This window comes from Candidatus Tenderia electrophaga, assembly GCA_001447805.1.
In the GTDB taxonomy this organism is placed as follows: domain Bacteria; phylum Pseudomonadota; class Gammaproteobacteria; order Tenderiales; family Tenderiaceae; genus Tenderia; species Tenderia electrophaga.
In genome coordinates, this window is the sequence record CP013100.1 from 42,411 (window position 1) to 67,616 (window position 25,206).

The 25,206-nt window shown below is 52.3% G+C and carries 17 protein-coding genes; 11 read left to right on the forward strand and 6 right to left on the reverse strand.

Translation table 11 applies throughout. From position 1 onward, the window contains the following. Window positions 1-11: 11 nt before the first annotated feature. The 6 genes from Tel_16945 to Tel_16970 form a co-directional block, all read right to left on the reverse strand. Entirely contained in the window at window positions 12-5,366 is a 5,355-nt protein-coding gene (locus tag Tel_16945) for a hypothetical protein (GenBank protein ALP54943.1), read from the reverse strand. After that, window positions 5,363-6,895: a hypothetical protein gene (locus Tel_16950; GenBank protein ID ALP54944.1), complete on the reverse strand. Its 1,533-nt coding sequence runs from the start codon at window positions 6,893-6,895 to the stop codon at window positions 5,363-5,365. Before Tel_16950 ends, Tel_16945 begins: the two co-directional genes overlap by 4 nt. After that, window positions 6,892-8,724: a hypothetical protein gene (locus Tel_16955; protein ALP54997.1), complete on the reverse strand. Its 1,833-nt coding sequence runs from the start codon at window positions 8,722-8,724 to the stop codon at window positions 6,892-6,894. The genes Tel_16950 and Tel_16955 overlap by 4 nt, the downstream gene beginning before the upstream one ends. 754 nt (window positions 8,725-9,478) lie before the next feature. After that, the gene (locus Tel_16960) at window positions 9,479-10,315 is read right to left on the reverse strand and encodes a hypothetical protein (GenBank protein ID ALP54945.1); all 837 of its coding nucleotides are present in this window, start codon (window positions 10,313-10,315) and stop codon (window positions 9,479-9,481) included. A 238-nt stretch (window positions 10,316-10,553) separates the two neighbouring features. Further along, window positions 10,554-11,507, reverse strand: a complete 954-nt coding sequence (locus tag Tel_16965) for a hypothetical protein (GenBank protein ID ALP54946.1) — start codon at window positions 11,505-11,507, stop codon at window positions 10,554-10,556. A 23-nt stretch (window positions 11,508-11,530) separates the two neighbouring features. Continuing rightward, window positions 11,531-12,691, reverse strand: coding sequence for a hypothetical protein (locus Tel_16970; protein ALP54947.1), 1,161 nt, complete (start codon window positions 12,689-12,691; stop codon window positions 11,531-11,533). A 103-nt stretch (window positions 12,692-12,794) separates the two neighbouring features. Between Tel_16970 and Tel_16975 the strand changes: the two genes are divergently transcribed. From Tel_16975 to Tel_17025, 11 genes are all read left to right on the forward strand, one after another. Then, window positions 12,795-13,832 (forward strand): hypothetical protein, encoded by a 1,038-nt coding sequence (locus tag Tel_16975; GenBank protein ALP54948.1) that lies wholly within the window; start codon window positions 12,795-12,797, stop codon window positions 13,830-13,832. A 1,786-nt stretch (window positions 13,833-15,618) separates the two neighbouring features. After that, on the forward strand, window positions 15,619-15,933 hold the full coding sequence (locus Tel_16980; protein ID ALP54949.1) for a hypothetical protein: 315 nt from the start codon (window positions 15,619-15,621) through the stop codon (window positions 15,931-15,933). Beyond that, window positions 15,930-17,147 (forward strand): hypothetical protein, encoded by a 1,218-nt coding sequence (locus Tel_16985; protein ALP54950.1) that lies wholly within the window; start codon window positions 15,930-15,932, stop codon window positions 17,145-17,147. Before Tel_16980 ends, Tel_16985 begins: the two co-directional genes overlap by 4 nt. 342 nt (window positions 17,148-17,489) lie before the next feature. Further along, on the forward strand, window positions 17,490-17,876 hold the full coding sequence (locus Tel_16990) for a hypothetical protein (GenBank protein ID ALP54951.1): 387 nt from the start codon (window positions 17,490-17,492) through the stop codon (window positions 17,874-17,876). Window positions 17,877-17,968: 92 nt separating this feature from the next. Then, on the forward strand, window positions 17,969-18,571 hold the full coding sequence (locus Tel_16995) for a hypothetical protein (GenBank protein ALP54952.1): 603 nt from the start codon (window positions 17,969-17,971) through the stop codon (window positions 18,569-18,571). 549 nt (window positions 18,572-19,120) lie between these two features. Then, window positions 19,121-19,726 (forward strand): hypothetical protein, encoded by a 606-nt coding sequence (locus Tel_17000; GenBank protein ID ALP54953.1) that lies wholly within the window; start codon window positions 19,121-19,123, stop codon window positions 19,724-19,726. Between the two features lie 187 nt (window positions 19,727-19,913). Continuing rightward, the gene (locus Tel_17005; protein ALP54954.1) at window positions 19,914-20,645 is read left to right on the forward strand and encodes a hypothetical protein; all 732 of its coding nucleotides are present in this window, start codon (window positions 19,914-19,916) and stop codon (window positions 20,643-20,645) included. A gap of 343 nt (window positions 20,646-20,988) precedes the next feature. Continuing rightward, window positions 20,989-21,618, forward strand: coding sequence for a hypothetical protein (locus Tel_17010; GenBank protein ID ALP54955.1), 630 nt, complete (start codon window positions 20,989-20,991; stop codon window positions 21,616-21,618). A 91-nt stretch (window positions 21,619-21,709) separates the two neighbouring features. Next, window positions 21,710-22,786 (forward strand): hypothetical protein, encoded by a 1,077-nt coding sequence (locus Tel_17015; GenBank protein ID ALP54956.1) that lies wholly within the window; start codon window positions 21,710-21,712, stop codon window positions 22,784-22,786. A 6-nt stretch (window positions 22,787-22,792) separates the two neighbouring features. Further along, the gene (locus Tel_17020) at window positions 22,793-23,539 is read left to right on the forward strand and encodes a hypothetical protein (GenBank protein ALP54957.1); all 747 of its coding nucleotides are present in this window, start codon (window positions 22,793-22,795) and stop codon (window positions 23,537-23,539) included. Continuing rightward, entirely contained in the window at window positions 23,539-25,134 is a 1,596-nt protein-coding gene (locus Tel_17025) for a hypothetical protein (GenBank protein ID ALP54958.1), read from the forward strand. Before Tel_17020 ends, Tel_17025 begins: the two co-directional genes overlap by 1 nt. Window positions 25,135-25,206 lie beyond the last annotated feature (72 nt).

Below are 25,206 nucleotides of genomic sequence, written 5' to 3' on the forward strand. Positions count from 1 at the left end.
TAGCCGTGATGTTACAACCATGCCCGTCGAATGATGTCAGCAAGCTCTGCTATATCATCCTCAGAGGCAAACGGCACCTGAGCCAGAATAACTCTTCCTTCTCCCGACAGTTTTGCAGCTAGATGCCCGCGACCAAGTAATCTCTCAGCGCCAGGTTCATCAAGAACCAGCATAGAGTTTTTCTTGTCGGCAACCTTCAGCACCAGTCTGTTTGTTAAATTGGCACGAAGCTGCATCGGCAGTGCGTCTTTGTCCGGTCGCTGTGTAATCAGCACAAGGTTTATTCCTGCTGCCCGTGCCTTAACGCCCAAGCGGCTTGCGTTCAAATCAACGGCATCCCTGTATTCGTTAATCATCATCCAGTCCGCTAACTCATCATGGAACAACCAGATTCGTGGAAGCTGTTCGGATGATGAAACTTTGCGATTGTAGTTATCGAGCTTGGTGACCCCGGCCTCCGCAAGAAGACGGTTTCTTCTTTCCATCTCGGCCACCAATTCTTCGAGAGCCTGGATGGCTTCATCCTGCTCGGTAATGAGGTCTCCATCGAGGTGTGGCATGTTTCGCAGCCAGGGGAAATCAATCCCGGCCTTGGGATCAATCATACGGATGCGCGCTTTTTCAGGAGAGTTGGTTGCGCATATGTCCAATAGTAAAGACTGTACCAGTACACCTTTACCACTCCCCGTTTCCCCGGCTATCAGAGTATGTGGGCCGTGTGGTTGATGCCCGCCGAATTCGTTGCCGACATTCAGGTATAGAATTTCACCGTCAGCTTCTTTCGCACCTAGCAGTAAGCTCGTATTAGACTCCGGTGCTGTTGAGGGAAGTTGCCGTCTTCTCCAGAGATCCTGCAACCGCAGGATTGCTCGATGTGGTCGTTTGACCATGATGATAATTACCATTGGAGCAGCAAGGACCGTTATGACATCAACTGCATGGGATGTGAGTAGTTCCTGCCGTTTTTTCTCCACCTTGGGTACGGTGAGGTCGTCTGAGCCCCTGAACCGAACAAGGGCTGCATTTGGGGTTAGCCTTGCACCAATCAGCTCAGCAGTCATTTCATAACCCCGCAAAGCTCTTTGTAGGGCTTTGACTGTATTGTCCAGCCATGCTTTCGTGTCTTCGTCGTCCTCCTCGGAAGCAGCCCCGTTATTGACCCATTCAGCAAGCTGCCGTGACGGCCACATATTCAGCAATTCCTTTGGAACCTCGGAGTTGGCTTCTTCTATTTCATGGTCGTGCTGAGATGTTGTGTTACTTCCCGTTGGGGCAGGGGCACTCGTAAGCGGTTCGGCTGGGGTTGTCGGTTCTTGCTTAGCGCCACGTTCTATAGATTCTGATTCTGGGGACTGGGTTTGTGAGACAGAGGATGTATTCGTTTCCGTATTCGTGGTTTGCTCTTGAGTTTTTGAAGCGACTCCCGTTGAAACAAGTGCATCAGTCCAAGTGCTACCTTCGGATTGTGACTGCTCTTCAGGCCTACTGTCATTGTTAGCAAAGGAGCGGAATGCTCCTGTGACTTTCGCTTTGTCAAATACCTGTTGTACACAATGAGGCATGCCTTTTAGTGGTGTCGCGTCACCACTATCAACATATTCGTCATTATCGTGAACGAAGACATGCGAAAAACCCGCAAGCTGTATCGGCATCTTGTCTTGTCTGACTTCGTCTGACCATTTATGTAAGTCCCAACCATTCATCAAAGCTGAATCAAACGGCTCCATGCCTTCAATCATGAAGTCGCCTATGCGATTTAGCCAAATGTCACGATCTATTCGTTTGTGATTGGGGTCTATGGCTCGTCCTAAGCGAGCTACGGTTTCTTCAAGTTGTTTGGCGGACTTCTTCGCCTGTGTTCTGTACCCGCGAGAACTTACAAACTTTGCTTCCGATATCGCTACTTTGAGAACCGGCAGACCATCCACGATACGAGGGGCAATGGCCATGATATCGGCGATTTGCTCTTCGCGTTGTCCGAACCAGGAAGCAAAATCATCCAGAAAATACCAACCTATAGGCAGATTAGAGTCTCCAAGCCTGTTTCGAATTTCTTCCATGGACAGGACAATGCCAAGCAACTCGTTTGCATAATGGCCATATCGAGCGGCACGCATAACCACTTGGCCAGACAATGTATTGGCTTGGTCAATGAGTTGGTCAATCACCGACTGATCATTGGAGGTTATTGCAGGATCGAGCCTGTCGAGCCGTTCTTTGAGAAGGACACGTAAAAGTTTGGGTTTGGATGTGGTCGAGACGACGATATTCCGGTCTACTTGCCGGTCTCTAATATGACGAATTACCCGTACCCCATTGTTGCTAAGAAGGCGACGGTCAACCAATTCATCAAAGTTTACAACCCATTCACCGATTTTGTGGGTTTGAGTAAAGACGTTGCCGATATCGCCATCTCTAAAGTTGACCTCGCGGGCAGGGATCACATTGCCCGGCGGAGCATTATCACCTTTCAAAAAGCCATGAATGAGGTTGAGATAATTCTGGCCCGGTTGTGGTTGCATGGGACATGCCAAATACACGGATGTGGCTGTATCCGCTAGGCCGATGGGGCGACGACGTGACCAGCGCGCCGGAACGTGAGTAATTAACTCTGGATGCCTGTCGCCGGGCGCTCTTTTCCATACGAGTTGGGCGTTCCTGGCCACAACGTCTTGAAGAGCCACCAAATCGGCGGCACGATCATTCTCGTCTTCCGGGATTTTAGCCGCATCAAGAAATCCTACGCGAAGTCTGGAAAGAAAATTTCTTGCCGCCTCACTGGCCATAACCGAGCCGGATTCTTCGTTTACTGTGACATTCTGTTGCTCATAAATCCGTCTAATGCGTTTGGGCTCTGAGTGCGTAAGCAGAAGATCACATTGCAGTTGATTCTCTTGTTCAACCTTGCTGGATAGCTCCGACGCCAAAGCGCTTGGTAACGCCTTGGATTCGGCGTTATACAGCACCACTGAAAAATTGCTGCGTTCGTGAGGCAGGAGCTTTAAATACTGCTCTCCGACTTTGCCAAAGGCTTTGGCCGCGACACCCGGCTCAATATCAAGTGCGTCGTCTCCGTCCTGTCGGTTTCTCCTTAAGGGCGGCTCTGCAAGCGTATAATCATAAGATGTGTCAGCCGCTGATAGGAGTATCGGCTGATCCCGATCAAAGCCGATGCAGACTTCCGGGTAATAGTTCGCAAGCAGCTCGAACTGAACCTGAGAAAACAGAAGGTCCGCACGGAAAATATCATCTTCTTCCGCTTCAAGGACATCATGAATCAGTGTTGCAGCCTGACGGGCTTTGATATGAATTTCCGCAAGGCGTAGAGGATGCCATGGTGTAACGATGGCTGCCGGACTCCCGGCACCGACATTGGCAACGCCAAATCGGAGAATTTCCTGCCAAAGCTTTTCTCGGGCGAGATCATTGCTTGCCTGTTTCACAAGGGCAACAAGTAACCCATCATACTCTATCGCCTGTTGAGAAAACGCAGTTGAACTTATTCCGGGGCCTTCCGCTGCGACCCAGTTACGAATAGCCTCCGAATAGGCAATGCGAAAGGCTTCAAACTTTTCACCGATAATTCTGGTGGCCTCTGTGCCTAATAGACTGGAAAGCTCCGTCAATTTAGTCAGAAAGGCTTCGCTTCGATCACCGCTTTGCTTATTCGGCGCAACAAGCTTTCCGTCATTCGTATTCGTGACATCGCGGATTGTATTTACATCATTCAATGCGATTCGCTGAATACTTCCTTTAGCACTGACAGATTGTCTGGCGATGTCTGCCGTAGGTAATAGTGCGTGCTGCTCTTCTTCATTGGCCACATTCAACAAGTCATCCGGCATGGCGGTGGCAATCGCATCAATAGGCATTTCCCAGTGGAAAATCAGCTTAGCCTTCACACCATTGGGGTCGAGTACGGCTTCGAACTTGATGGATCGAGCCTCTTTAGACCCGGATGTTGTTTTAGCAAGATCGTCATCGGTTTGTGGAAAGTAAAATTCCATCAACTTTCCGAAATCTAATTCGACCTTGTCCCCCAGGATGGCCTGTAGTCCCCGATATCGAAACGCGAAGTACCGCGCTACCTTCGGGTTCTTTGCACGCCAAAAGCTTTTTTCTCTAGCGTTGGGGATGCGAATTGATAATTTCTTTTCGGTTAAATCGTCGTCACTGACCCTGCGGCGCAAGCTGTCCAGGGTATCCAGTAATCCAACCAGAAAGTCATGGTATGTTTGAGGGTTTCGATAGACGTATCTTTCCCATTTTCCGGACAACTTTTTATCACGTGCCAAGTGCTCTCGGTGTGTTTCAAAAAAGTCTTGTAAATCGTCCGATGGGTCTTTGGGGAAATCGCTCGAAAGAAGCTCCCGTTCCTCTTCCTCAAGTAAATCGTCAAATTCATCGTCAAAGAACTTGACTGTTTCTTCACCCAAAGGCGTTGACGAGGTTTTTGTAATTCCTTCAAAAAGGTCAGAGACAGATCGCCAATCTAAGTCAACCAATCCTTTTTGCGCATCTGACCAATCATCAATACGCAAATCGGCCTCTAAAAACGTTTCGATGGCTTGGCGTTCCGATTCATCTAGGCGCTCGGAAATGTCATTTAAGTTCGTGCGTAATTGCTCTCTGGGAATCGGCTCACCTTTCTCGGTTTCCTGAACCAGAAGAGGCCGAACTTTGCTATGCAGCCCTTTGAATATCTTGTCCCATTCCTTGGTTGAATTGCGCTTCTTTTCAGGTATGCGGTCAAAGTAACCGGAATATCGTGGAAGTTTCAAGCTCGGAAGGGCGTTATCAATGGCTTTTTGTAGAGGAAGTCCTTTGGTGATAATTCCTTCTGCAATAGAAAGTACAAAATCTGCAAATGTCTCAATTGTTCTTGCGGCATGAGTGTTATTAGCCGACTGAAGGGCTGTCAGTAAGTGTTCCCGTTTAGGTCCATCAAGATATACTGAAGTTAACCCAACCTGATCAACCCAGGCATCATATCGTGCCCTTAGAGTGTCTGTTTCTATTTTTGTGACTTTTTCAACGCTCTTATCGTTACGCTGTAGCTCTTCGTGTGATGCGGCAAAGAGCACGGCACGGATACCTTCCGGTAAGCGACAATGACGCCAGTGCGTAATAGACTGATCGCTTCTCGCCTCGGGAGGGAGAGTGGCTTCAGGATCAAATAAATTCGGAACTCTTACAGCAGCATCGGATGAGGCATCCGAGTCAGCCAATACGGCTTCTGCAATAGAACGCACGAGGGAAGCTTCAAGACCAAGCATGCAAAAGCGCATGGAGCCATCTGGTTCCTGATCCAGATAGCCCTTTATGAAATCGAGCGCGACTGCCGCGATGAGTTCGTTTCTTGTCATTTATTGCTCCTGAACGGGTTCTCAACGTAGGCACAATCATCAGATAGGCGACGAAGCAATCCTAATGTTCTCAAACGCTGTTCTAAACGCTGCGTATTTTGCATGAAGGCATTTTGATCAGTCGGCAGAGTTCCAAACGCTCTCTCTGCTTCTTTGGCGCCGATTACCAAACGGAATCGGTCATAGAGTTTTGCGAGAAAGCGGTGGTATTCCTCCCTACCTTCATCCACAACACACATGACCAGGGCTTTGAGTAGAGAATCATCTGGCGAGTACCATGTTCCAGCGCCACGCCGTGATACTGCTAATCCAATATGCCTTGCCCATTCCATGTGTACTTTTGCCACATGCTGCTGGTGACGCTTCTCGGCATAAGTCCTTAAGGCATCAAAGATTGTATCCGGATCACCGGAGGGAGGACCATCGTCCGGCTGCCATTCGTAGCGTTCGGTAAGATATTCCCGTACCGCTTCTGCGGGCGATCTGGCTTGTAGTGCTTCACGCCAGCGGTCGTCGTTTTTTGCAGATTCTATATATGCGCGAACGGCCCGTGTCGATAGCATACGGTTCGCTCCGAAATTCTCTTTTGAGAGTTCAAAGAGTGTTGTTCGGCGAGGTGAGGCGATTTCCAAGACAAACTTTGGTTCACTGGCGTCACCCACTTCTTCATTCGCACGTTTGAGCATATATAAAAGCATGTGTAATGAAGAGAGGCGCATCAAAGGATCGAGCAATGCTTCGCCGGATAAATCCAGATTCAGCAGGCGAGTCCATGTTTCAGCAAGATCTTCGTATTCGGGGCGCTCGGCAAAAGGCAGGTATCCAATATTGCTCGACACCAAATTAGAGTTGATCCTATACCCATCAGGTAACAGCGCCCGAACGACGCGATTCCACGTTTCATCTTGGCGCAGCAATTTCTCGGAAATCAATTCGGCGAGTTCTTTTCCCTTACTGCTACGGTTCAGCATCAGGTAAAGTAGTTCACCGCTTCTTGCAAAGAAGCGTCTGTCGGGACTTCCGTTTACATTCGCCGGTAAATCCGCATACAGGCAGTTCGGGCCGTACGGAAATAGAAAGCGAGAGGTCCATCGACGTTGGCGGTGCGGCTCAATTGCTGTGGTTTGAAAGAACTCGACGACGCGGGAAAGCCGGGCGAATGAACCAAAACGGTCTTGTAGATATCCGAAATCATCGTCTGTAGAAAATGTTTTCAACCACGCCCGCCATCTCTCTGTATCAGACTGGTGGTTGTCCTCAACATATCGAATGTGGGGGTTGTTAAAGACCAATTGCCGAAGTGGAATAAGGCGAGGAATATAATACGAGAATGTCTCGTGCGCACCGTCGTTACGGATTTCTTTCAGTGCTTTTCCTTCAGCGTCTCTCGACTGAAAGATGGCTAGGAACTCCAGGAACACAATCCACGGTGTCTGGTCGTTGTATAGACGGTGTCCCCAGATGGCTTCGTCAACCCAAACATTAACATCGCTTCTGTATTTAGCAGGAGCTTCAAGACGTGTATTCATGAACCCACCCTGATCCGTACATTGTCGCGATGGATTCGGCCATGCTCATCCACAGTAAGTGCTTGCAAGCTGATTTCATCACCGGACGGCTCTTCTCCGATCAGGTCATCAAGTCTTTTGATCAGCCTTAATTTGAAATCCAGAAAGTCTTCGTTGCATTGCCGGGAAAAGCTTGCCGGTAAACTGCCGCTTGCGACACGGATAAGATACTCGAAATGAGTAAGCTGAAGGGTCAGGCTGTCAACAATACCGTCGCCGTCGGCGGCAGGATCAATGATCTGCAAACACGGTGTGGCGCCGTCGGCCCCCAATGCAAAATTGAGGTAGGGGTCTCTTCTGTGGCGGGTTGTCGGCAAGTCATAATTCAGAAGAGAGGCAATCCGACCTCGGCCATCACCACCGGATGACGCAAGATAAAGTTCCGTTCCGTCATCAATCATCATTCCACAGAATGTTCGGTTTAGCCCTCGAACAAGGAGCTCTGTCGTCCTGGATGTGTCGCCGCTGTTTTTTAATCCTTCTACAAAATCCAGAAACTGCCCAGATGCCTGATAAACAGTTAAACGCCAAGGATCAAGGTTGCTTTCGCCAGACAAGGAGAAAAAGAGCCGTTGTCGTTGTCTCGAAAGCGCCTGCATGAATGCTTCGATGTTCTCTCGTGCGCCTTCAAGGTAATCTCGTAAATATGGTTCATACGCGGTTGCACCGTAATAAGCATCTTTGGAGACCAAATCCGTATAGAGTGTTGAATCGCTGTATGAGCCGTAAATGAGCAAATTATCAAACTTGTTGTCTGTTTCGCGTCCAATCCCGAAGGCTTCTAGGATGTTGAATACTTGATACTGTTGCCGTTGGCGCTCAGAAAGATTCATTCCGAATACGTTGGCATAGGGGTTCGTTAAGCGATAGTCGTCTTTCTCAGCGCGATTCTTTGCCGTACGGCAGGTTAATAAAATCCGTCCGCTTTGCCGGTCTCCCAACAGTATATTGACACCGAGAAGAAGTAAGTCCCGGATGGGAATGTGCATACGGTTGGCCCGCGCAAGCTTCATCAGTTCTCCCAATCGCTTGCGAAACACTGACCCTTCGCTTCCGTTGCGTAGACGCTCTCTGTTAATGCGGATAGGACAAGTCGTTGATCCGTCGCTCTTTAACATGTCACAGGCGTCACATTGAGACCACTGCGGATGCTCAACCACTTGCTCAATGAGATCCTGAAAATGTTCAGAAGCATCGAGATGACTGAGATTATAAAGATTTAGATGAAGAGTATCGTCTCTTGTACGTTCCTCAACAAGCATGTCTTCTACGATTTTGAATGTCTTGTGTTCTTCCTCTCCTTGGCTTTCCGACCAATCACGCCAACTCGCCAGAAGCTGGCCATCATTGGCCGCGACAAGATACACATTCTCAGAATCTTTGCCGGCGACGGACGAGGCCACCCTGGCCAGAATTTTGTTCTTTTCCTCTTGTGTCAGCTCGCTCAGGTCTTTGATAATGGTTAATGTTTTTCCCGAAGTGGGAAGTGTTAGAGAGACACTCTTTTCGCCAGCATCCCAATGTTTGGGATCGCCGCCGAAAGCAGTCCAGATTTGGCGGCAGTGGAAGGTCTTTCCATCGCCAGCCGTACCCGTAAGGACTACGTTACGAGGTCCAGATTTCCTAAAATTCCTGTCTATTTCTTGTAGCTTAGCTGGAGTTATGTGAATTTCATGGTGAATCCCATGCCGCTCTATTTCGGCCTGAATTAGTTCGTCGTACATGTTGTCCCCAGCAGGAATGGGGCCGTAATGACGTAGAAAAGAGACTAAGCTATTTGACTGGCTCACCCGTATGGCCTCCGTAAAAGTAAGAATGGGCATTTGAGGAGGGATATTTCCACTTCACGTTTCTCAGGCCATTACGGGTACCCCCATTTAATTTTCGTCCCTGGAGTTTCTTTTCAATAAGTTCGGACATGGTTGCTGGTATCGGCTGTAAGTCAGTTGCGAACCACATTCGGTGGGAGACTACGAGAGTTACGTGATTCATTTATTATCTGATCCATTAGAAGGGTCCGCTAGCATTGGAAATTCATTAAATTTATGCTCATTATCGGGCATATGTGTTATTTGATGCATACTCTTAATGTGTGTGATGGACATCTAGGTTGGTGTATTAGTGATCAATAATACGATGTTGATGAATGCATCAAGCAATTTCTTGTTACCCGAGAATCTAATTTACAGACAAATGTTGTGTCCCTAACGCGTCCTTTGCGCGAGCTGAGTCCTGGGAGGCCAGCTAGATCTTTAGCTTTTCTCTCCGATTCTATGTGGTTGGCAAAATCAAGTGTTCGCGCGTCGTGCTACCGAATTGCACGTTGGGCACGGATATGATCGTGTTTTTCAGAATACAATGCCGTAAGGGCAGGAGTAATTTCTACGCGATGGGGAAAAATGTCGCAACCCGACATTGAGATATCATCCCCCAAAGTGTTTAATTACTCGTGTTGTTTTTCGATATTAGCTGATCAACCGCCTTCCCTGCAGCATAAATTAACTTATGGGGATAATAGCAAGCCGAGGGCGGAAAATTAAAACCCTACTCCGATTCATACCCTAGCCGCTCTAATACCCCCCCAAGAACATCAAGATTCGCATACCTGATTCGTAACTCCCCTGCCCCATCGTGGTGGTCAAGCTCAACGGGACAGCCGATCAATTCGCCCAGGCGCTCCTCCAGCCGGACGATTTCTCGGTCTTTGTTTTTCTGAGTCCGGGGGGGTGAAGATGAGGAGGAGCTTGCGGGTCCTTCCTCCGGCGGCAGGCCTTCGATGGTCGCGCTCACCATGGTTTCGAGCTGACGGCTCGTCACCCGCTGCTTGATGCACTTCTCAGCGAGCTGGCGTTGCTCCATGTGGGATAGCCGGTCGTTTGCCAGGATGCGTGCATGGGTGTAGTCGAGGCGCCCGGCACGGATCTCCCCTTTAACCCAAGGGGCCAGCTGAAGCAGGCCGAGGAGCTTCGATACGACCGTCCTGGTTTTACCGAATCGGCGGGCGATCTCCGCTTTGGAGACCTTTTCCCGATTCATCAGCGCTTGGTAACACTCTGCCTCGGTGATGGGGTCGGGCTCATTCGAGAGACGATAATCGGCGCCGATGAGATCGGCTGCCTGGGTATCTGAGAGGTCGTCTCGGATGGCGCATGGAAGGGTGTAGATGGCTGCCCTCTGGGCGGCAATCCAAACTGCCTCCCCTTTCACGAGCTCATATCGGGTGGAATCCTGTGGGGAGGGCCTGACAGTGACGACGTCAGTTACGCCGTGCTGGACCAGGGAGCGAACCAGCTCCGGTGAAGGAGTTGCCGGCGCCCGCTTTGGTCTCAGCGGTGAATAGCCGATGAGATCGATGTCCAGCTGTTTGAATTGTACGCCCATTGATTGTGTCCCAGTGTCGTTACCTAATAAGCTAACAAAAAGCGTGCCGCGCGGCACGCTTTTTGTTTTTTCGGGGTTCATAAGAGGACTAAGTGGGTGGTATATGCTTATATCAGCGGGGTGTGCGGGACAGGGGTGGGAAATCCGCCGTGAGAATGAGCTCTATTTTAACTTGGCCAAAATCTTTAAAAAGTATTTAAAAACAATATGTTAATTAAAAATTGGCCATGGCCAATTTTTATTGATAGTGTTTCTCCAGCACCTTCTCCAGAGCCTTCCTGACTTCCTGCTTGCTGGCGCCTGGTTCAATGGCGATCGACAACCCGCCCTTCCCTTTTCTGCTCACGCTCATCATCTTGGCGCCACTGGATGTCTCGAATGAGGCGAGAACCGACTTGTTGGGGCGGGGCTTTTCGGTGGCCGCCTTCAGGGCCGCGATCACCTGTTTGCCGTCCAGGCTTTTGTCGTGCAGCTCCAACGCTGCTTCGAGCAGCTTCTTCTTGGTGTTTGAGCGCTTTAGCGCCGGCGCCAGGTCGCGGTAATGGCGCACCTTGATTTCCGTGATGTCGCGGTAGGCCTTGACGATTTCGTCGGGGAGGTCGGCGAGCGCCAAGAACCGGCTCAGCCAGTCGATGGATACCTCGAGCCGCTCCGCCATCTGCTTCTGGCTGGTGTAATACTCATTGAGGGCGTTCTTGTAGTCCACTGCCCGCTCGTAATCCGAGATGTCTTCGCGGTCACGGTTCTCGATGTCGGCAAGGCGGAAGGCCTCCTCATCGGTCAGCTCACGGACTTCGACCAACAGATCCCATCCGAGATAAGTCGCGGTCCAATGGCGCCGCGCACCGCAAATGACCTCGTACTCGTATTCACTCCCCTCCCCTTCCACCTGTCTGACGATGGCCGGGAATTCCTGCTTGCCGGCTGACTTAAAGCCCTCGATGAGGTCCCCGCAGCGCGTTTCATTGAGGAGATCATATTGCCGGTTGTGTTTCTCCCACAGGCGGCACTTGGCGGGAGACACCATGTATTGCACCTTTCGTACCCGCTGGCCCTTGTTGATCTCGCGAGTACTATCCAGGCGGCGCCCGAGGATGCCTTGTGTGGAAGGCTTGGCACCCTCCCCTTTTTCGCGCCGTTCCTTGAGGCTCTTTTTAGTCGCTTCAGCCAGTGTGCTATTCGGGTTCACCATTATTCGCTCTCCTGTCACTCAGATTAGATTAGTCCGCTCTCTCTCAGCGCCTTTGCATGACTCGGCCAGCTTTTACGGATAAGCAGCTCGATTTCAGCATTCACCGCATCAAGTATATTCAGGCAGCGCTTGTGGACCTTGGTATTGCTCTTATCCATTTCATAGACGGTACGCTGCAGGTTGCCCGCGGTTACGATCTCGGCAGATTCACGCAGCTTGGCGGACATCACTACATTGCCAAACTCGCTTTGGATCAGGTCGACCAGGGTCGCCTGCCCGCTCTTGTTCTCGTCAAAGCGACTGATGAGCAGCTTGACGAATTTGTAGTCGATGCGCCCTACTTTCTCCTCAAGCACCTCCATCGTTTCGTACAGCATAGTGAGAAATGAGATGGTTGAATAAAAGTCATACATGGATGGCGGCATCGGGATAATCAAGGCGTTCGCCGCATAAATCACATTCAGCGAGATCATCCCCAAGGCGGGCGGCGGATCCAACAAGATGATGTCGAAATCATCTTGCACGGACTCGATGCCCTCGCGGAGCATAGAAAACGTATCGGGAGTTACGTGCGCGGCTAGCGAATACTCTGCCTGGTAAAGATGAAGGTTGGCGGGAATGATCGACAGCCCATCCCAATACGTTTCCCGGATGGCATAATGCAGCGAATCCTTTTCATCCCGGAGGAATGGATAAAGCGTCTCCTCCTCTCTTATATCGTGGTCGGGCAAATACCCGAATGTGCTGGTGCTGCTCGCCTGCGAGTCACAATCGATCAAGAGGACGCGGTACCCTTCCCTAGCCAGGTACTCGCCGAGATGAGTGGCGACCGTTGACTTCGCCACGCCACCCTTGAAGTTCTGAACCGCGATGATGGCCGGCTGGTCGTCATCCAGCCGTGACGGACGTGTGCCGAAGACATCGCGCATTTGATTAATCTGTTTCAGTGTGAATCCCATCCGGCGGCCATTGGCGCCGGTTTCGGGTGGCGCTAGCCGGCCGTCGGATTCGGCATCGCGGATGGCTTGATGGGAGCGGCCCACCATCTCGGCCGCCTCTTTCATGGTATATCGACGGGCATCTACTTTGATAGAATCCGGGGTGAAATTGTTGTCTCGGAATGCAACTCTTAGGTCGTCGGTACGTTCAACTAATTCAGAAATTATCTCTATCCCTGTGCCCATCTCGGTTTCATCCCCTTAGACTTGAACAATTCTGGCTAGAGTATATAATAATGCTCAAGTTTGGCAATGAAGACTTAACTTTCTAAGTCTCTGGGAGAGTCGCGTGGCGGCAGTCAAAAGGGGTGATGGTAAAATAGAGTCGATGTTCGATAAGCTCGAACGGCTCCAAGGCCAGTCTACCTCCAAAGCCAAGCAGAACGCGAGCGACGCGCTTTCTACATCAGCCCCCAAACCCAAACGGCGCTCCAGCCGTCGCAGCCGGGTTACCCTAGAACAATTCAACCTCGATCTGTTTGCCAAAGAGGTCGATGGTCGCTTTTCCTCATATCCGCTGAACCCCGGGTCAGAGTTTCCGACCTTCCTCACACGCATTCCGATCTTTCTGCCCATGAAACGGGGCCGGAGTCTGAAGCTGGACCACGACAATGCATTGCCATTTGCGACGTCGTGGGGAAGGGGACGTAAGCACGGCCCGCCACTCACGGTCTACGACGAAGACACCCTCATGGCCATAGCCAGATTAAGGAAGAGTCGTCTGGAAGGGGCGCCGGCCAATATGCCGATTCCATTGTCTGCGATTCAACCCAGGTCTGGGGAGGATAAGAAAGACGTTTCGGTTCATGTCTTGGCCTGTACGTTGAGCGATATCCAACACGAATGCGGTGACTCGGATGGGGGCACCAATCTGCAGCTGCGACTCGCCAGCATCAAGCGCCTCGGCGCAACCGTGATCGAATTCGATCGCATTACCCAGGACAAGCAGGGTTACCGCGGTACTCAAATCAAGCTCGTCGACGTGGCCTGGGATGTCTACGAGGATAATGCCGTCCTCCTGATCCAGTTCTCACCGTTGATGGCCATGTGGCTCGAGAGCGAATATACCTATATTAATTGGAGCGTTCGCCGGCAACTGTCGGATACCGGAAAAGCGATCCATCGCTTTCTCAGCGCTCAGCCGAAGCAGTACACCATCTTCACCGAAAAGCTCATGGCCACGATCGGCTTCCAGCGCTCTTACCGCTATTTCATGAGCGACCTTCGGGGTACGCTGACCAAGCTCGAAGAACTGGGTTGGCTGACGAGTTGGGAGATCACAGGTACAGGCCGACGTATACCGCACAAGCTGACCATCCTCCGGTAAAGGAGGGGAGAGGCCACGATCCGTTAATAAACGGATCGAATGGTTTCCCACCTCTGCAGCTTAGCCATCCTTATCGCCTTCCAGCCCCCATTCTTACTGGGTTCCTGTCCTATTTAGCCACTCCAAGACGCGTGGCGATATTGACCCTACAACAGGAGATTCACGCGCATTACCCGTTAATCTACAGACCGAACCTGTATTTTTGGGTAAGCGCGAACTCATAAATCAAGATGCCGCGAAAGGGGAGGATAGAGGGATGACGTAAAATTGGCCATGGCCAATTCTATATTATATGATTGATTTAATTGTAATTATTGGATTTATTCGGTCTTTTAGCGTAGGCCAGTAAATCGATGAGGTACTACCGTTAACCTACGGACCGAATGCGTTACCTTGAGCCTTAATCACCGTTAATACACAGACCGAACCGACCGATAGGGGAGGGGGCACTACCGTTAATATAGCGACCGAATCATCAGCCCTACTTATCCACAGGCTACCGTTATTGTCCCGATCGACTGGGGTGTAAACACGATTCAACGCAGGTAATGTACCGACCGACCTCCGTTACTATAGCGACTGGCCACCGTTACTAATACGACTCAATTTCTTCTCTAAACGCTGTTACCTCAGTTCTATCAAACGCTTAGCCTTTCGCTCCCAATAGGTAGTCCTTTTTTAGTATTTTTATAATTAATATGTAGTTCCTGTTTCAAGGTATTCCACCACCTAACCCTCCAGTCGCTATCGCTCCTTCCGCCCTGCTTCGCAGCCTATTAAGGAATTCGCTCCCGCTCATCCTGTTGGATATCCTAGGTTCCTTTAAAAGCGCCCGCGCTCCCGTCATCAGTCCCTTTCCAGGCCCTTCTACGGGCTTTAATCGGTCTACAATGTATAGAAGCGGTTTGGGGCAAGGATCACCTTCATTCGCCTCATCACGGACCGTGGTCCTTGCCACGAATGACCATCTCCTTACCGTGCTGCTCGCACCCTTCCCCGCATTCGTTTACCGCCTGGTGGCGCCGCTCACAAAGCTATTTTTGTGTTCTCAACACTACGATGGCATTGCCAAAACGTTTTGTTACTGACGCTCTATTTGTGCCCGAATATGCATATCGGGCGACATAACCTCCGGTAATGTCACAACTAGTTACACCATCGATCTGCGCATTAACGCCAGGAACGAGGGGCCGAATCAAGACGCTGTACGTCGCTAACGCTCCAACAGCCTCTAGATCCAGCCGCCCCGGTCGGCCCTTACTTCCACTACGTTCCAGTAAGGGTGCTAACGCACGCCGAGCCTGGGCCCTCGTTCCTGGCGCGCCGCGCTCAGAAAGCCTAATGTTTCGCGGCTGCGCCGCGCGTTTTTATATGTATATGCGTTTCGTGGCCACGGCCCGAAACGGGGCCAGGGCAAACAACGTTGCCCAGGCCGCGGAATGCGATGAAGCGTTTCCATCGCATGCTTGTTTGAATTTGGTTTTAGGGTGCGAATGACGGTGGGGATAGCACCCATGTTTTCCCCAACATCCACGGCCTGGAACCCGTGACGGCCGGAGCATCACAACGATGATTGCGAGGCCAAGCACGGGCCGCCCGGCGGGCGGGGCGGTGGAGGCTTGTGGAAAACCCGCCCGGAGCCCGTGTGCGTGCGGCACATACTTGATTTAGCAATGAAAAAGACAAAACTCGCTAACGATGGCGGTTTATCTGGGTAGACAAAAGAAACGCTGTTAATTATTAGTATCCTATGTCTTATCTGTATATTTAGGCTATAATCGCTAATATGTTTACTATTAATGATACCGAGGCTACAGTACTGAAACGCTGGGGCGAGCAGCTCAAGGCGCGTCGCCTGATGCGCAACGATCGCCAAAGCGACGCCGCGGCGCGTCTGGGGGTGTCGCTGGCCACGTATCGCAAGCTCGAGGCTGGCCACCCGACCCTCCCGGTTGGCTATTGGCTGCGCATGATCCGCATCTATGGCGACCTTGATGCCTTGAACGAGGTTTTCACGGAAAAGAAACGCCTGTTCGATCAACTCGATGCCTCTGAAAGCGCGGATTACACCCAGGGGCGACAACGGGCGCGGCGGCGATGATTCATCTTGAGGTTTGGCTGACCCTTCCCGACGGCGAGCGGATCCAGGCCGGCGAGATTGTCACCGCGGATCCGGACGCTGAACACGGCGGCGCCCTGCAAGGCGAATACCGTTACTGTACGGATTATTTAGATTCACCGCGGGCCTTTCCGTTGGATCCAGTGGCCCTGCCGTTACAGGACCGGATTTTCAATGCCAACAATCCCCGTAGTGGGGTTCATCAAGTGTTCGAAGACTCCCTGCCAGATGACTGGGGCCGCCAATTGTTGGTGCGCCGCTACCGTTTACCCCGAGGCCGACAACGGCCGCCGCAGCTGTTGTCTTGTATTGGCATTTCCGCCCTCGGCGCGCTGGCGTTCATCAATAAAGACCGTCCTCAACCGGAATCAAATGCCGCAGGTCTACCGGACCTGCCGGCCCTGCTGCAGGCAGCGGCGCGCTATGAGCAGGGTGAGCTGGCGCAGGGCGATGAATTGCAGCTGCTGTTTCAGGCCGGCAGTTCGCCGGGCGGGGCCCGGCCGAAGGTACTGGTAGAAGAACAGGGGAGGGGATGGATCGCAAAGTTTCCCTCGGCACGCGACCGTTTTGATGTGGTGCGATTGGAGGCGGCCAGTCTCGAGTTGGCGCGACGTTCCGGCCTGGTCGTCCCCGAGTTCAGATTGGTGGACGCGGCCGGCCGGGCGGTGCTGTTGGTGCGGCGCTTTGATGAGACAGGGGAGGGGGGTCGGCGCCACCTGGTCAGTATGCGCACCCTGCTACAGGTCGAGAATTACTACAATTGTGCCTATCACGATGTGGCCGATATTGTGCGCTGCCACAGTGATCATCCGCAACAGGATCTGGCGGCGGTCTACCGTTGGATGGTGTTTAACGCCGCCCTCGGCAATACCGACGATCATCTCAAAAATATTATGATGCAACATGATGATGACGGTTGGGCCCTGGCGCCACTGTACGATCTGGTCCCGAATATCAACCGCAACCTGGAACATGTGCTGATGTTTGATACCTCCTTCTACCCGCCGGACAAGGCCGGGCTGGTGGGAATGGCGGCGAAGTTCGGGCTCTCCAAGCGCCAGGCTGAAGCGATCGTTGAGGCCGTTTGGGAAGCCTTGACCCGGTGGGAATCGGTGTTCGCGGAGCAAGGGGTTCCGGACGCAGACATTGTACGCTTGCGTCCGGATATCTCAGGACGGTTAGCCGCTAAGGACTGATGTGCGCCATCGACGGATATCTGGTGTCAGGTACACGTTATTGTTTTAAATACATAAAATGGATTAAAACGGAATTAAATCAAGTTGACCATAAATTTATAACGCACCATTGAAGTATGGTTGACTCGCTGAATATACATGTTTTGTCCATATTGGACGGGCCTATTATGGCTGTTGGCTCTGATCCGCTCCGAAGCGATCTTGATGTCGGCGGGGTAAACAACTTTCGCATTGATTGAAGTCTCTGGAAGGGCTTCTCTTTAAACAGATACTAACCAAGAATAGGGAATTGCAATGGACGAGATCACACGAGCAAGACTGCGACAACGGCGCGATCGGGAAATGGCTCGCGCCATTGAACACGGTCGGGAGGCGCCCGACCGTTTCCTGGAGGCTTGGCTGAAAGGCGTCAAAAAGGTGGGTCCCCAGTATTTCGAGTTTCGGGCACCTATCTACGACGCGTCGGTTCAGCCCGCCGCTTCCCTGGAAGAGGTGACATCCAAATGGCAGGTCGTGCCAAACGAGGCATTCATCGAACAGTCAATTGGTGTCCTCTCAAGTGGAGAGGCGACACTCTTAGCCGTCATGTGTTCCTTTTATAATGCCGAATGGGGTGGCCGTTTGATGCGGGCGCAGGGGATTGAAGGGATGGCCGACATCGCCGGCACACTCGATCTGGACAGTAACGAGATTGTTGCAGCGTTGCTGGTCAATTATACCGGCTGGTAGATTCTTCCAAATACCTCACCTGGCAATGGGCGCGCCCGTGATGCCGATCTAAGGTGAGTATTTATTTCCAAAAGAGCACAGAGTAGGGCTGTATGTCGATCGCTGATTTAGTCGCCGAAAAGCGTTTGCGCGAATATCGCAAGGCCTTTGCCGACAGTGGCTGGGCACTGCGCGCTGAGGCACGTGCAATTGCCGGGCATACCGATATCCGCGAAGGTCCGGTGTTCTATCTCTGTGATGTGGCAACCGGGCAATTGCACGTTGTGGTTGCGATCAAGAATGTCTTTGACATCGCGGAGCGAAGAAACCAGAGCGGCGGATTTCCCTACCAGGATATATGCGATGCGTTTGGATCGCTCTATTCGGATATTTGTAATGGCAACATCGGACTGGATGACGAGGCCGAAGATATGTTGGCGCTGGGGGCCTCTTTATATATTGCGGGCACTCAGGGGTACCAATTGGTTCAGAACCAGGGGTTGCAGAACATGCATTATCTGGTTATTCGCCATTGGGATTATGCAAACGATATGGATATCCTCAGGCCGGTCCCTATCAAGGGGAAGGCGTTTTACGCTCCAGAGGAAATCGAGGGGTTGGTGGATCAAGTCCTGGCGATAGATCGGAACAATCACCCGGATCGGTTCAAATCCGCTGAGGTCATTCCGTTTAAGATCAAACAACGCATCGACTAAAGTAATGCCCGCCTACACTTGAGTGGGCTACTGCAGAAATTAGTGTAGTTTCGTGGCCATGGACGTATGGCTAAACCTCTGCGTACCTCCGTTCAACGCCAACCCTCCATCTGTAAATATGAGGCCCGGCCTGGGGCAGGTGTCACAAGATCGAGGCCGGTTTGTGCGACTCATAACAGTCAACGGTTGATCTCTGAAGTTATCCTCGTTACAATTACCCCTGTATTCTGGGGGCAGAAGAATTGGCACGATGTGGTTACAATTTCCGCGTTCAAAATTTGCTATCACCTATATTTGGTGATCGCCAGTCCAATATTTTCCTACCTAGTATTTTCTTCATCTATTCGCCAGACCGACCATCGCACAACACGGTGTGTTGCCTTGTTGTGTCTTTGATCTCAATTGTTATCCAAGTAGCGCTCTGATGCTTGGGCTGGATCTTAAGGAGATGACAGAAAACGCGTGTTGATTGCAAGGCACCATGCATTGCATTCCCACCCAGCCCCCTGAGGATTAAGTAGTTAATAACTAAACCGCAGGAGAACAATAATGAAAAACAGTATGTTGACACGAGCGCTTGTGGGGAGCTCCCTCGTTTGCATGTTTCAACCGGCGATGGCGCAAGACCTGAATTATGACTACGTCGAAGTGATCTATGCGTCCGCTTCAATAGACTACGGTGGGACGAGTGATCTCGATGGCAATGGTGTTGGAGTGGTGGCATCGGGGAGCATTTCACCCAATCTCGCGATTGGGGCTGGTTATTCCGGGGTGAGTTATGACCGGCTGATGGGTGTGGATCTGGACACCTCAAGCCTGACATTTGGCTTGCTGGGGCATACCGCTGTGGCCCCCAAAACTGATGTCTACGGCTCCTTTTCTGTACTTCGGGCAGAGATTGAAGTCAGCAATGGATTCGCTTCAGCCAGTGATGATGATGTCGGAAACACAATCAGTGTGGGTCTGAGACACCTGGCCAGTGATGCCGTTGAGCTGGAAATCAGTCTTGCTCGCGTAGATGTTTTCGACGAATCCGAAACTGGCTTCGGCGTAGAGGCAAGGTTTTTTGCCACTGAAAAACTCGCGATCGGAGTGGGATACTCCCAAGGTGATGATGCTGACGCGATATTGTTAAGCGCCAGGATTGGTTTGTAATCGACGTCACTATTGTAGCGCTGTCGCCATGTGCGACCTGTGTAACTGAACAGGCAATTACGCCTACAGGCAAGACGCGGTTCGGCACAGGATAGCGGCAACTTCCGTCTATGAGGCGAATCGAGAGTATTGGCGCATCTACATTTACGTACGCGACTCTAAACCAACCGACTAAAGGAAAATAATAATGAAAAAAGTGACATTGTTGACGACGGCGATCTTGGTGTCCGCATGCGGCGGAGGCGGTGGTGGCGATGAGGGGTCGAATGTTGACACCGTAAATCTCAAGAGTTCGATTAGTACTCCACCTGGTATCTATTCCGGCACGGTGACACCCACAGGCGGCGCGCCGGACGATGCCGTGGCACTGGTTACTACAGATGATCGTATTGCCATTGTCGATCTTGTGACCTTGGAGGCCTTCATGGGGAATGTCACGGGGGTTGATGTTGACGGCGCCATGTTTTCCAGTTCTGTTGTGCCGGCCACGGGCAAAGTGACATCGATATCAGGGAATAACATCAACGGCACCTATGACAGCTCATTGGGTGGTGGGACTTTCGCTCTTGTGGCGGACCCTAACCTTTATAATCGGGGCGCGAGCCTTAATAAATTGACGGGTGTTTGGGTAGATTCCATATTTACGAACACTACTGGAACCACAACATGGGTTATTCAGGCGGATGGTTCATTTGCCATGACCTCGACGTCTGGTTGTGCAGCGCAGGGTGATTTTTCTCTGTTGGACCCGTCTAAAAACGAATACGGAGTCGACATTACCGTAACCAATTGCCTTTCTTATAACGGAACCTATTCCGGAATAGGCGCATTATCGGACACCTATAACAATGACGATACGTTGTCTTTCATGTTTAGTAACGGGTCCGTAGCGGGTCTTTTCGAGCCAGTCAAACAATAGTGGATTTTAACAATAGAACTAATTGTATAGCTGTTTCATTCAATCATTGTCGACTGGTGGGTCGACAATGGTTCGGGCGATGATTCGGGTGAAGTGTGGCCCGTTAATTTTTTTTGAAATCGGCTAACAGAATTCCGGATTGTCATTGCATGTTGTTCAGGTCCATTGGCGAGGTAATAGCCATTTATCTAGTAGACACATATTAGTGAGTGCATCACCTCGCTTTCCAATCTTGCAAAAATTGTAATGGCGAAGCGTGGAAGACCGATAGGTAGTTCTGCATTCGCCTTTTCATCGTTGTATTGCGAAATTCACTATAGTAGTATTTTTGGGCAAGGGGGTAATGGTGAAGAATCCACGTACGGCACGAGTTTTAGAAAAGGCGAAAAGTGCGGCGACAATTCGTCTGTCAAAAGCTGATCGCTCATTCCTTCAAGATCTATCCAAGACGCTCATCATCGATGAAATAACAGCGAACCAGTGGCACTACGTGGACCGAAAACATGGGGCGCGGCGGCGATTGGATAAGTTGGTGGACGCTGGAATTCTGGAGCGCGTCGACATCGGTGCGCCCAAAGGTATGGAAAAAATCACCGCTTGGCAGTTCGCCAATAAGGCGGTCGCCAGGGCCTGGGGGGGAGACGTGCCTGGGGTAGGGGGCAACCGAAGCCATTTCCATGAATTACTGGCAGGGCGCGCGTATTTCGAGCTGGGGCGCCCGCAAGAATTTCGCACAGCCAGTTGTTTTACCGCCGATGACAAGTTGCTGTTCGGTAGCATTGCTCCGGATGCCATCGCCAAAGGGGCAAGTGGAGAGTCGATCCTGGTCGAGGCAGACAGTGGTCACTACACCAAACGACAGATTCAGCAAAAACAACTTGCTTGGCAGCATCAGCGCCAATTATGGATCCAGCCGAGGAACGCCATGGCCAGGGTTCCGCTGGGAGCGAGTGTTACCGCAGTGCGTATCTAGTGCCGTCGGCACATCGCTGTTTTTAAAAAAATAAATACCAAATTGGGCCGAGCGGATGGTCCACCAAAAAGCAATAAGAAAGGAAGAGTAGGTGAGTCTCGAGCAGTTGATTGCGGCAAAACGCGAAAGAATAAACCAGCAACAACAGGACGACAGGGGTCAAATAAAGCACGAACAAGATTACTCCACGGAACAATCACATCGAGTTGAACCAGTTAATGTGGCTTCAGTTCGTCATGATGACCCGGATGCCGTCGTTATCGATATCGATTTAATCGATATTCACGCCCAAGTTCGACAAGAATACGATTCACGCGCTTTGGAAGCGCTGGCGGATGACATTGCCGCCCATGGCCAGGACTCACCGATCTTGGTACGTCCAGCGGGGAACGGCCGGTACGAGCTCGTCGCCGGTGAACGACGTCTACGGGCCAAGCGGATATTGCAACGACGCGAACCGGATGTATCCGCGCATCACAAAATTCGCGCGACCTTAAAAGCGCTAGACGACGAACAAAAAACCAATCGCCAGCTGGCGGAAAATATTCAACGAGAGGATCTCAAACCACTGGAGATCGCCCGCGCCTTGGTAAACCAAAAAGAGGTCCATGGCTACACGGATGCGCAACTAGCGGATAAGATCAACAAGGACCGTAGTTACGTCACCCGCCACCTGGGCCTGCTCGGCCTGTCTCCCGAGCTTCAGTATTTGATCGAGATCGATGAGGTCAAACCGCGGCCGGCCTTAAAGCATAGGGACAAGCTTGTACAGTCGGCTCTTGATGAGATGCCTCAAGGTCTTCGTGATCAAGTGGCGCAGGGTGAGCTAACAACTCTGGCTGCGCTTAAGGCGCGGGCGTCATGGCAAGCCGCCGATGGCCAATCGGCCGAGCATGAGTCCCATGGCGGCGACAGGGCCCTGAATAGCGGTGCGGTGCCAACACGGGTGTCGCGGGCTGCTTCAGCGAGGGCGTCGAGACTTTCTGTATCCATGCCAGCGGCGGAGGCCTTGGCCGATTTATTGGGACTGCTGGCCGAAGATATGGCGCTTAACCCTATCAAGGTCAGCAAGCAAAAAGGCAAGCCGGTGCGTAAAGAGCTATTGGCGACGCTAGAGACACGTGCACAGGACGTCTTGCAGGCGTACCGCGGCAAGATTGCAAGCTAGAGCATCATGCTCAAGCAACGGGAGTTGGACACCCTGCAGGTGTTGGGGCGGCTCATGTATGCCACGCCCGGCCAGCTTGACGCTTGGGGTATTCCCCAATACGCGGTCTCGCGCATGTTGCCCAAGCTGGAACGGCTCGGCCTGGTGCAGGTCAACCGCGCGGTGCGCCCCAACATCATCGCCCTGACCCACAAGGGAGGTGGCGTGGTGGATCGGCCATTGCCTTCCGGCAAGAGTTATACCTCCTGGGCAGTCATGGCACATCGCTGTATGCGCAACGAAGTCGAGCTCGCGCTTCGCCTGCGTCACCCCCGTTTCACCTTCTTCAGCCGTAAATACGCGTTTGCACGCGGCCTCAATCCGGCCCGTAGCGAACACGGCGGCTCGGATGAACACGGCAAGGTCTACCTGGTGGTGATCGATGATTACTTCATGCAGCCGCGCCGTCTGGCCCACTGCTGGACGCGTCGCCACAGTCCCAATCCCCGTTACTATCAAGACACTGCCGGGCGCAGTTGGCAGGACGTCTCTGACGAACTCATCGTCGTATCTAACGATACTCATCAAGCAGCACGCCACCGCCAGTTTCTGGGCAAATGCGCCGCCATTCGTGAGATGACGCGGGCGGGTGCGCCGCGGGCGCAGATCCGCGACCAATTTGGTCTCAAGACCCTCGATACCATCGAGCAATATATCAGCCTGCCCGAAAAGGTCGGCGTGCAAGAGATGACACCACTGTGGGAATTACGCTGATGCGCGTGGTGAGTTTGATTCTTCTGGCCGGCGTGGCGTTCAACCTGTTCCTGATGGGGTGGTTCTTCTCCGCCTGGTGGAGTGTCGCCCTGGGTGTTGTTATCGCTGCCATGGGCAGCGTTCTGTTGCGCCGCTGGTATCGTAGCCGACCGCTCCAGTCGGCGACGGCGGGATGGCGCATCGGCGACGCCATTGAACTGAGCAATCCTTATACGCCCCGGCGAGTGAACGACGCGGTCCTGCCGGTGGCCTACATGGGCCTGGGCGCCCTGTGCCTGGGTTCGCCCAAGGCGGGCAAGACAGAGTCCATGCTGCTCGGCATCCTGGACAAAATGGAATCGTTTTGGCCGGGTTCCGGCTACGCCGTGTTCGAGGGCAAGGGCGATATCGATATATATAAGAAGAAGGTCGCCAGCAGCGGCGCGCCGGATTATTTCTTCTCCTCCGAGCTCCCCGGCACCCATAGCGTCAATCTTCTGGACGGCGAAGCCAATGATGTCGTGGACCGTCTGACCCACAGTCTGATTGGCCACACCCAGTCGACGTCGTTCTATAGTGATGAGCAGCTGGCCAAGTTGCTACTCGTGGTGCCGATCCTCAAGGGCCTGGGCATGCCGGTCAATCTAAGGGACCTGTATACCGCCGTGGCGGTGGAGGATGCCGAGATCGAGCTGCTGCGCCTGGCCAAGGGCGCCGGTGTCGACCCGGTGGCGCTGTCGATGTACGAAAACTGGATCAAGAGCGACGAGCATGAGAATCGCCGCGCTGTGCTGCAGGGCCTATTGAACCGCTTGTTTCCGTTTGTCTACGGCCCGCACACCGATCGGCTCAACGACTATGCCCCGGACATCAAGGTGGCCGAAATTGTGGAGCAGGGGAGAGGTGTCTATTTCCACCTGCCATTGACCAAGTTTTCCAAGACAGTCGCGGTGGCCTTGGTGGAGATGTTCAATGTGGAAGCCCGGCGGCGCCAACTGGCAGGCGCCGATGGGTCCGAGCCGTTTCCGCTATTCATGGATGATTGGGGTGACTTCTTTCATGCCAACTTCGGCCCGTTCTCGGCACGTTGCCGCAGCGCCGCCATGCCGCTATTTTTCTCGTTCCAGAGTCTTGCCCAGCTGGAGTCGGTCTCGCCCGCCTTCAAGGACGAGCTCGATGACACCATCGCCAACAAGATCGTGCTGCGCGTCATGGGCGATAGCACTTCCCATTACGCCGTGCGTCTTATGGGCGAATACGAGCGTACCGAACTGGGCAGCTCAGATCTCGATGGCCGTGATGGCGTCAGTCTGATGAACCGCATGGTATTTCGCACCAGCTCCCAGGATTTCAAACAGCTGCGTCCGGGTGAGGCCTATATCTCGACCCTGATGGATGTCGCCGGCGACACACTCAATCCGATCTTCAAGACCCGCCTGCCGTTGGCGGACTTTAGCGAATGGCAGAACGTGGCCATGCCCGATCCAGTTCAAGACAAAGTGGCGGGACGCGGCCTGGATCTCTGGGGCAAATACATGGACCCGGCCACTATGGACGCGATCCAGGCCGAGGCCGAGCACCTGGCCGATCCCGAGCAATACCGGGAGGTGGTGTGATGCTGACCTGGATCCGCGTCTGGGTGATTTGCCCGGCCCCATTGATACCACTCTTTCTCGTGGGCTGTTTCC

What these genes read in the sequence shown, in the direction of transcription:
- Tel_16945 (ALP54943.1), bottom strand. Translation starts at nt 5,366, where the DNA reads ATGACAAGAAACGAACTCATCGCGGCAGTCGCGCTCGATTTCATAAAG.
- Tel_16950 (ALP54944.1), bottom strand. Translation starts at nt 6,895, where the DNA reads ATGAATACACGTCTTGAAGCTCCTGCTAAATACAGAAGCGATGTTAAT.
- Tel_16960 (ALP54945.1), bottom strand. Translation starts at nt 10,315, where the DNA reads ATGGGCGTACAATTCAAACAGCTGGACATCGATCTCATCGGCTATTCA.
- Tel_16965 (ALP54946.1), bottom strand. Translation starts at nt 11,507, where the DNA reads ATGGTGAACCCGAATAGCACACTGGCTGAAGCGACTAAAAAGAGCCTC.
- Tel_16970 (ALP54947.1), bottom strand. Translation starts at nt 12,691, where the DNA reads ATGGGCACAGGGATAGAGATAATTTCTGAATTAGTTGAACGTACCGAC.
- Tel_16980 (ALP54949.1), top strand. Translation starts at nt 15,619, where the DNA reads ATGTTTACTATTAATGATACCGAGGCTACAGTACTGAAACGCTGGGGC.
- Tel_16985 (ALP54950.1), top strand. Translation starts at nt 15,930, where the DNA reads ATGATTCATCTTGAGGTTTGGCTGACCCTTCCCGACGGCGAGCGGATC.
- Tel_16990 (ALP54951.1), top strand. Translation starts at nt 17,490, where the DNA reads ATGGCTCGCGCCATTGAACACGGTCGGGAGGCGCCCGACCGTTTCCTG.
- Tel_16995 (ALP54952.1), top strand. Translation starts at nt 17,969, where the DNA reads ATGTCGATCGCTGATTTAGTCGCCGAAAAGCGTTTGCGCGAATATCGC.
- Tel_17000 (ALP54953.1), top strand. Translation starts at nt 19,121, where the DNA reads ATGAAAAACAGTATGTTGACACGAGCGCTTGTGGGGAGCTCCCTCGTT.
- Tel_17005 (ALP54954.1), top strand. Translation starts at nt 19,914, where the DNA reads ATGAAAAAAGTGACATTGTTGACGACGGCGATCTTGGTGTCCGCATGC.
- Tel_17010 (ALP54955.1), top strand. Translation starts at nt 20,989, where the DNA reads ATGGTGAAGAATCCACGTACGGCACGAGTTTTAGAAAAGGCGAAAAGT.
- Tel_17020 (ALP54957.1), top strand. Translation starts at nt 22,793, where the DNA reads ATGCTCAAGCAACGGGAGTTGGACACCCTGCAGGTGTTGGGGCGGCTC.
- Tel_17025 (ALP54958.1), top strand. Translation starts at nt 23,539, where the DNA reads ATGCGCGTGGTGAGTTTGATTCTTCTGGCCGGCGTGGCGTTCAACCTG.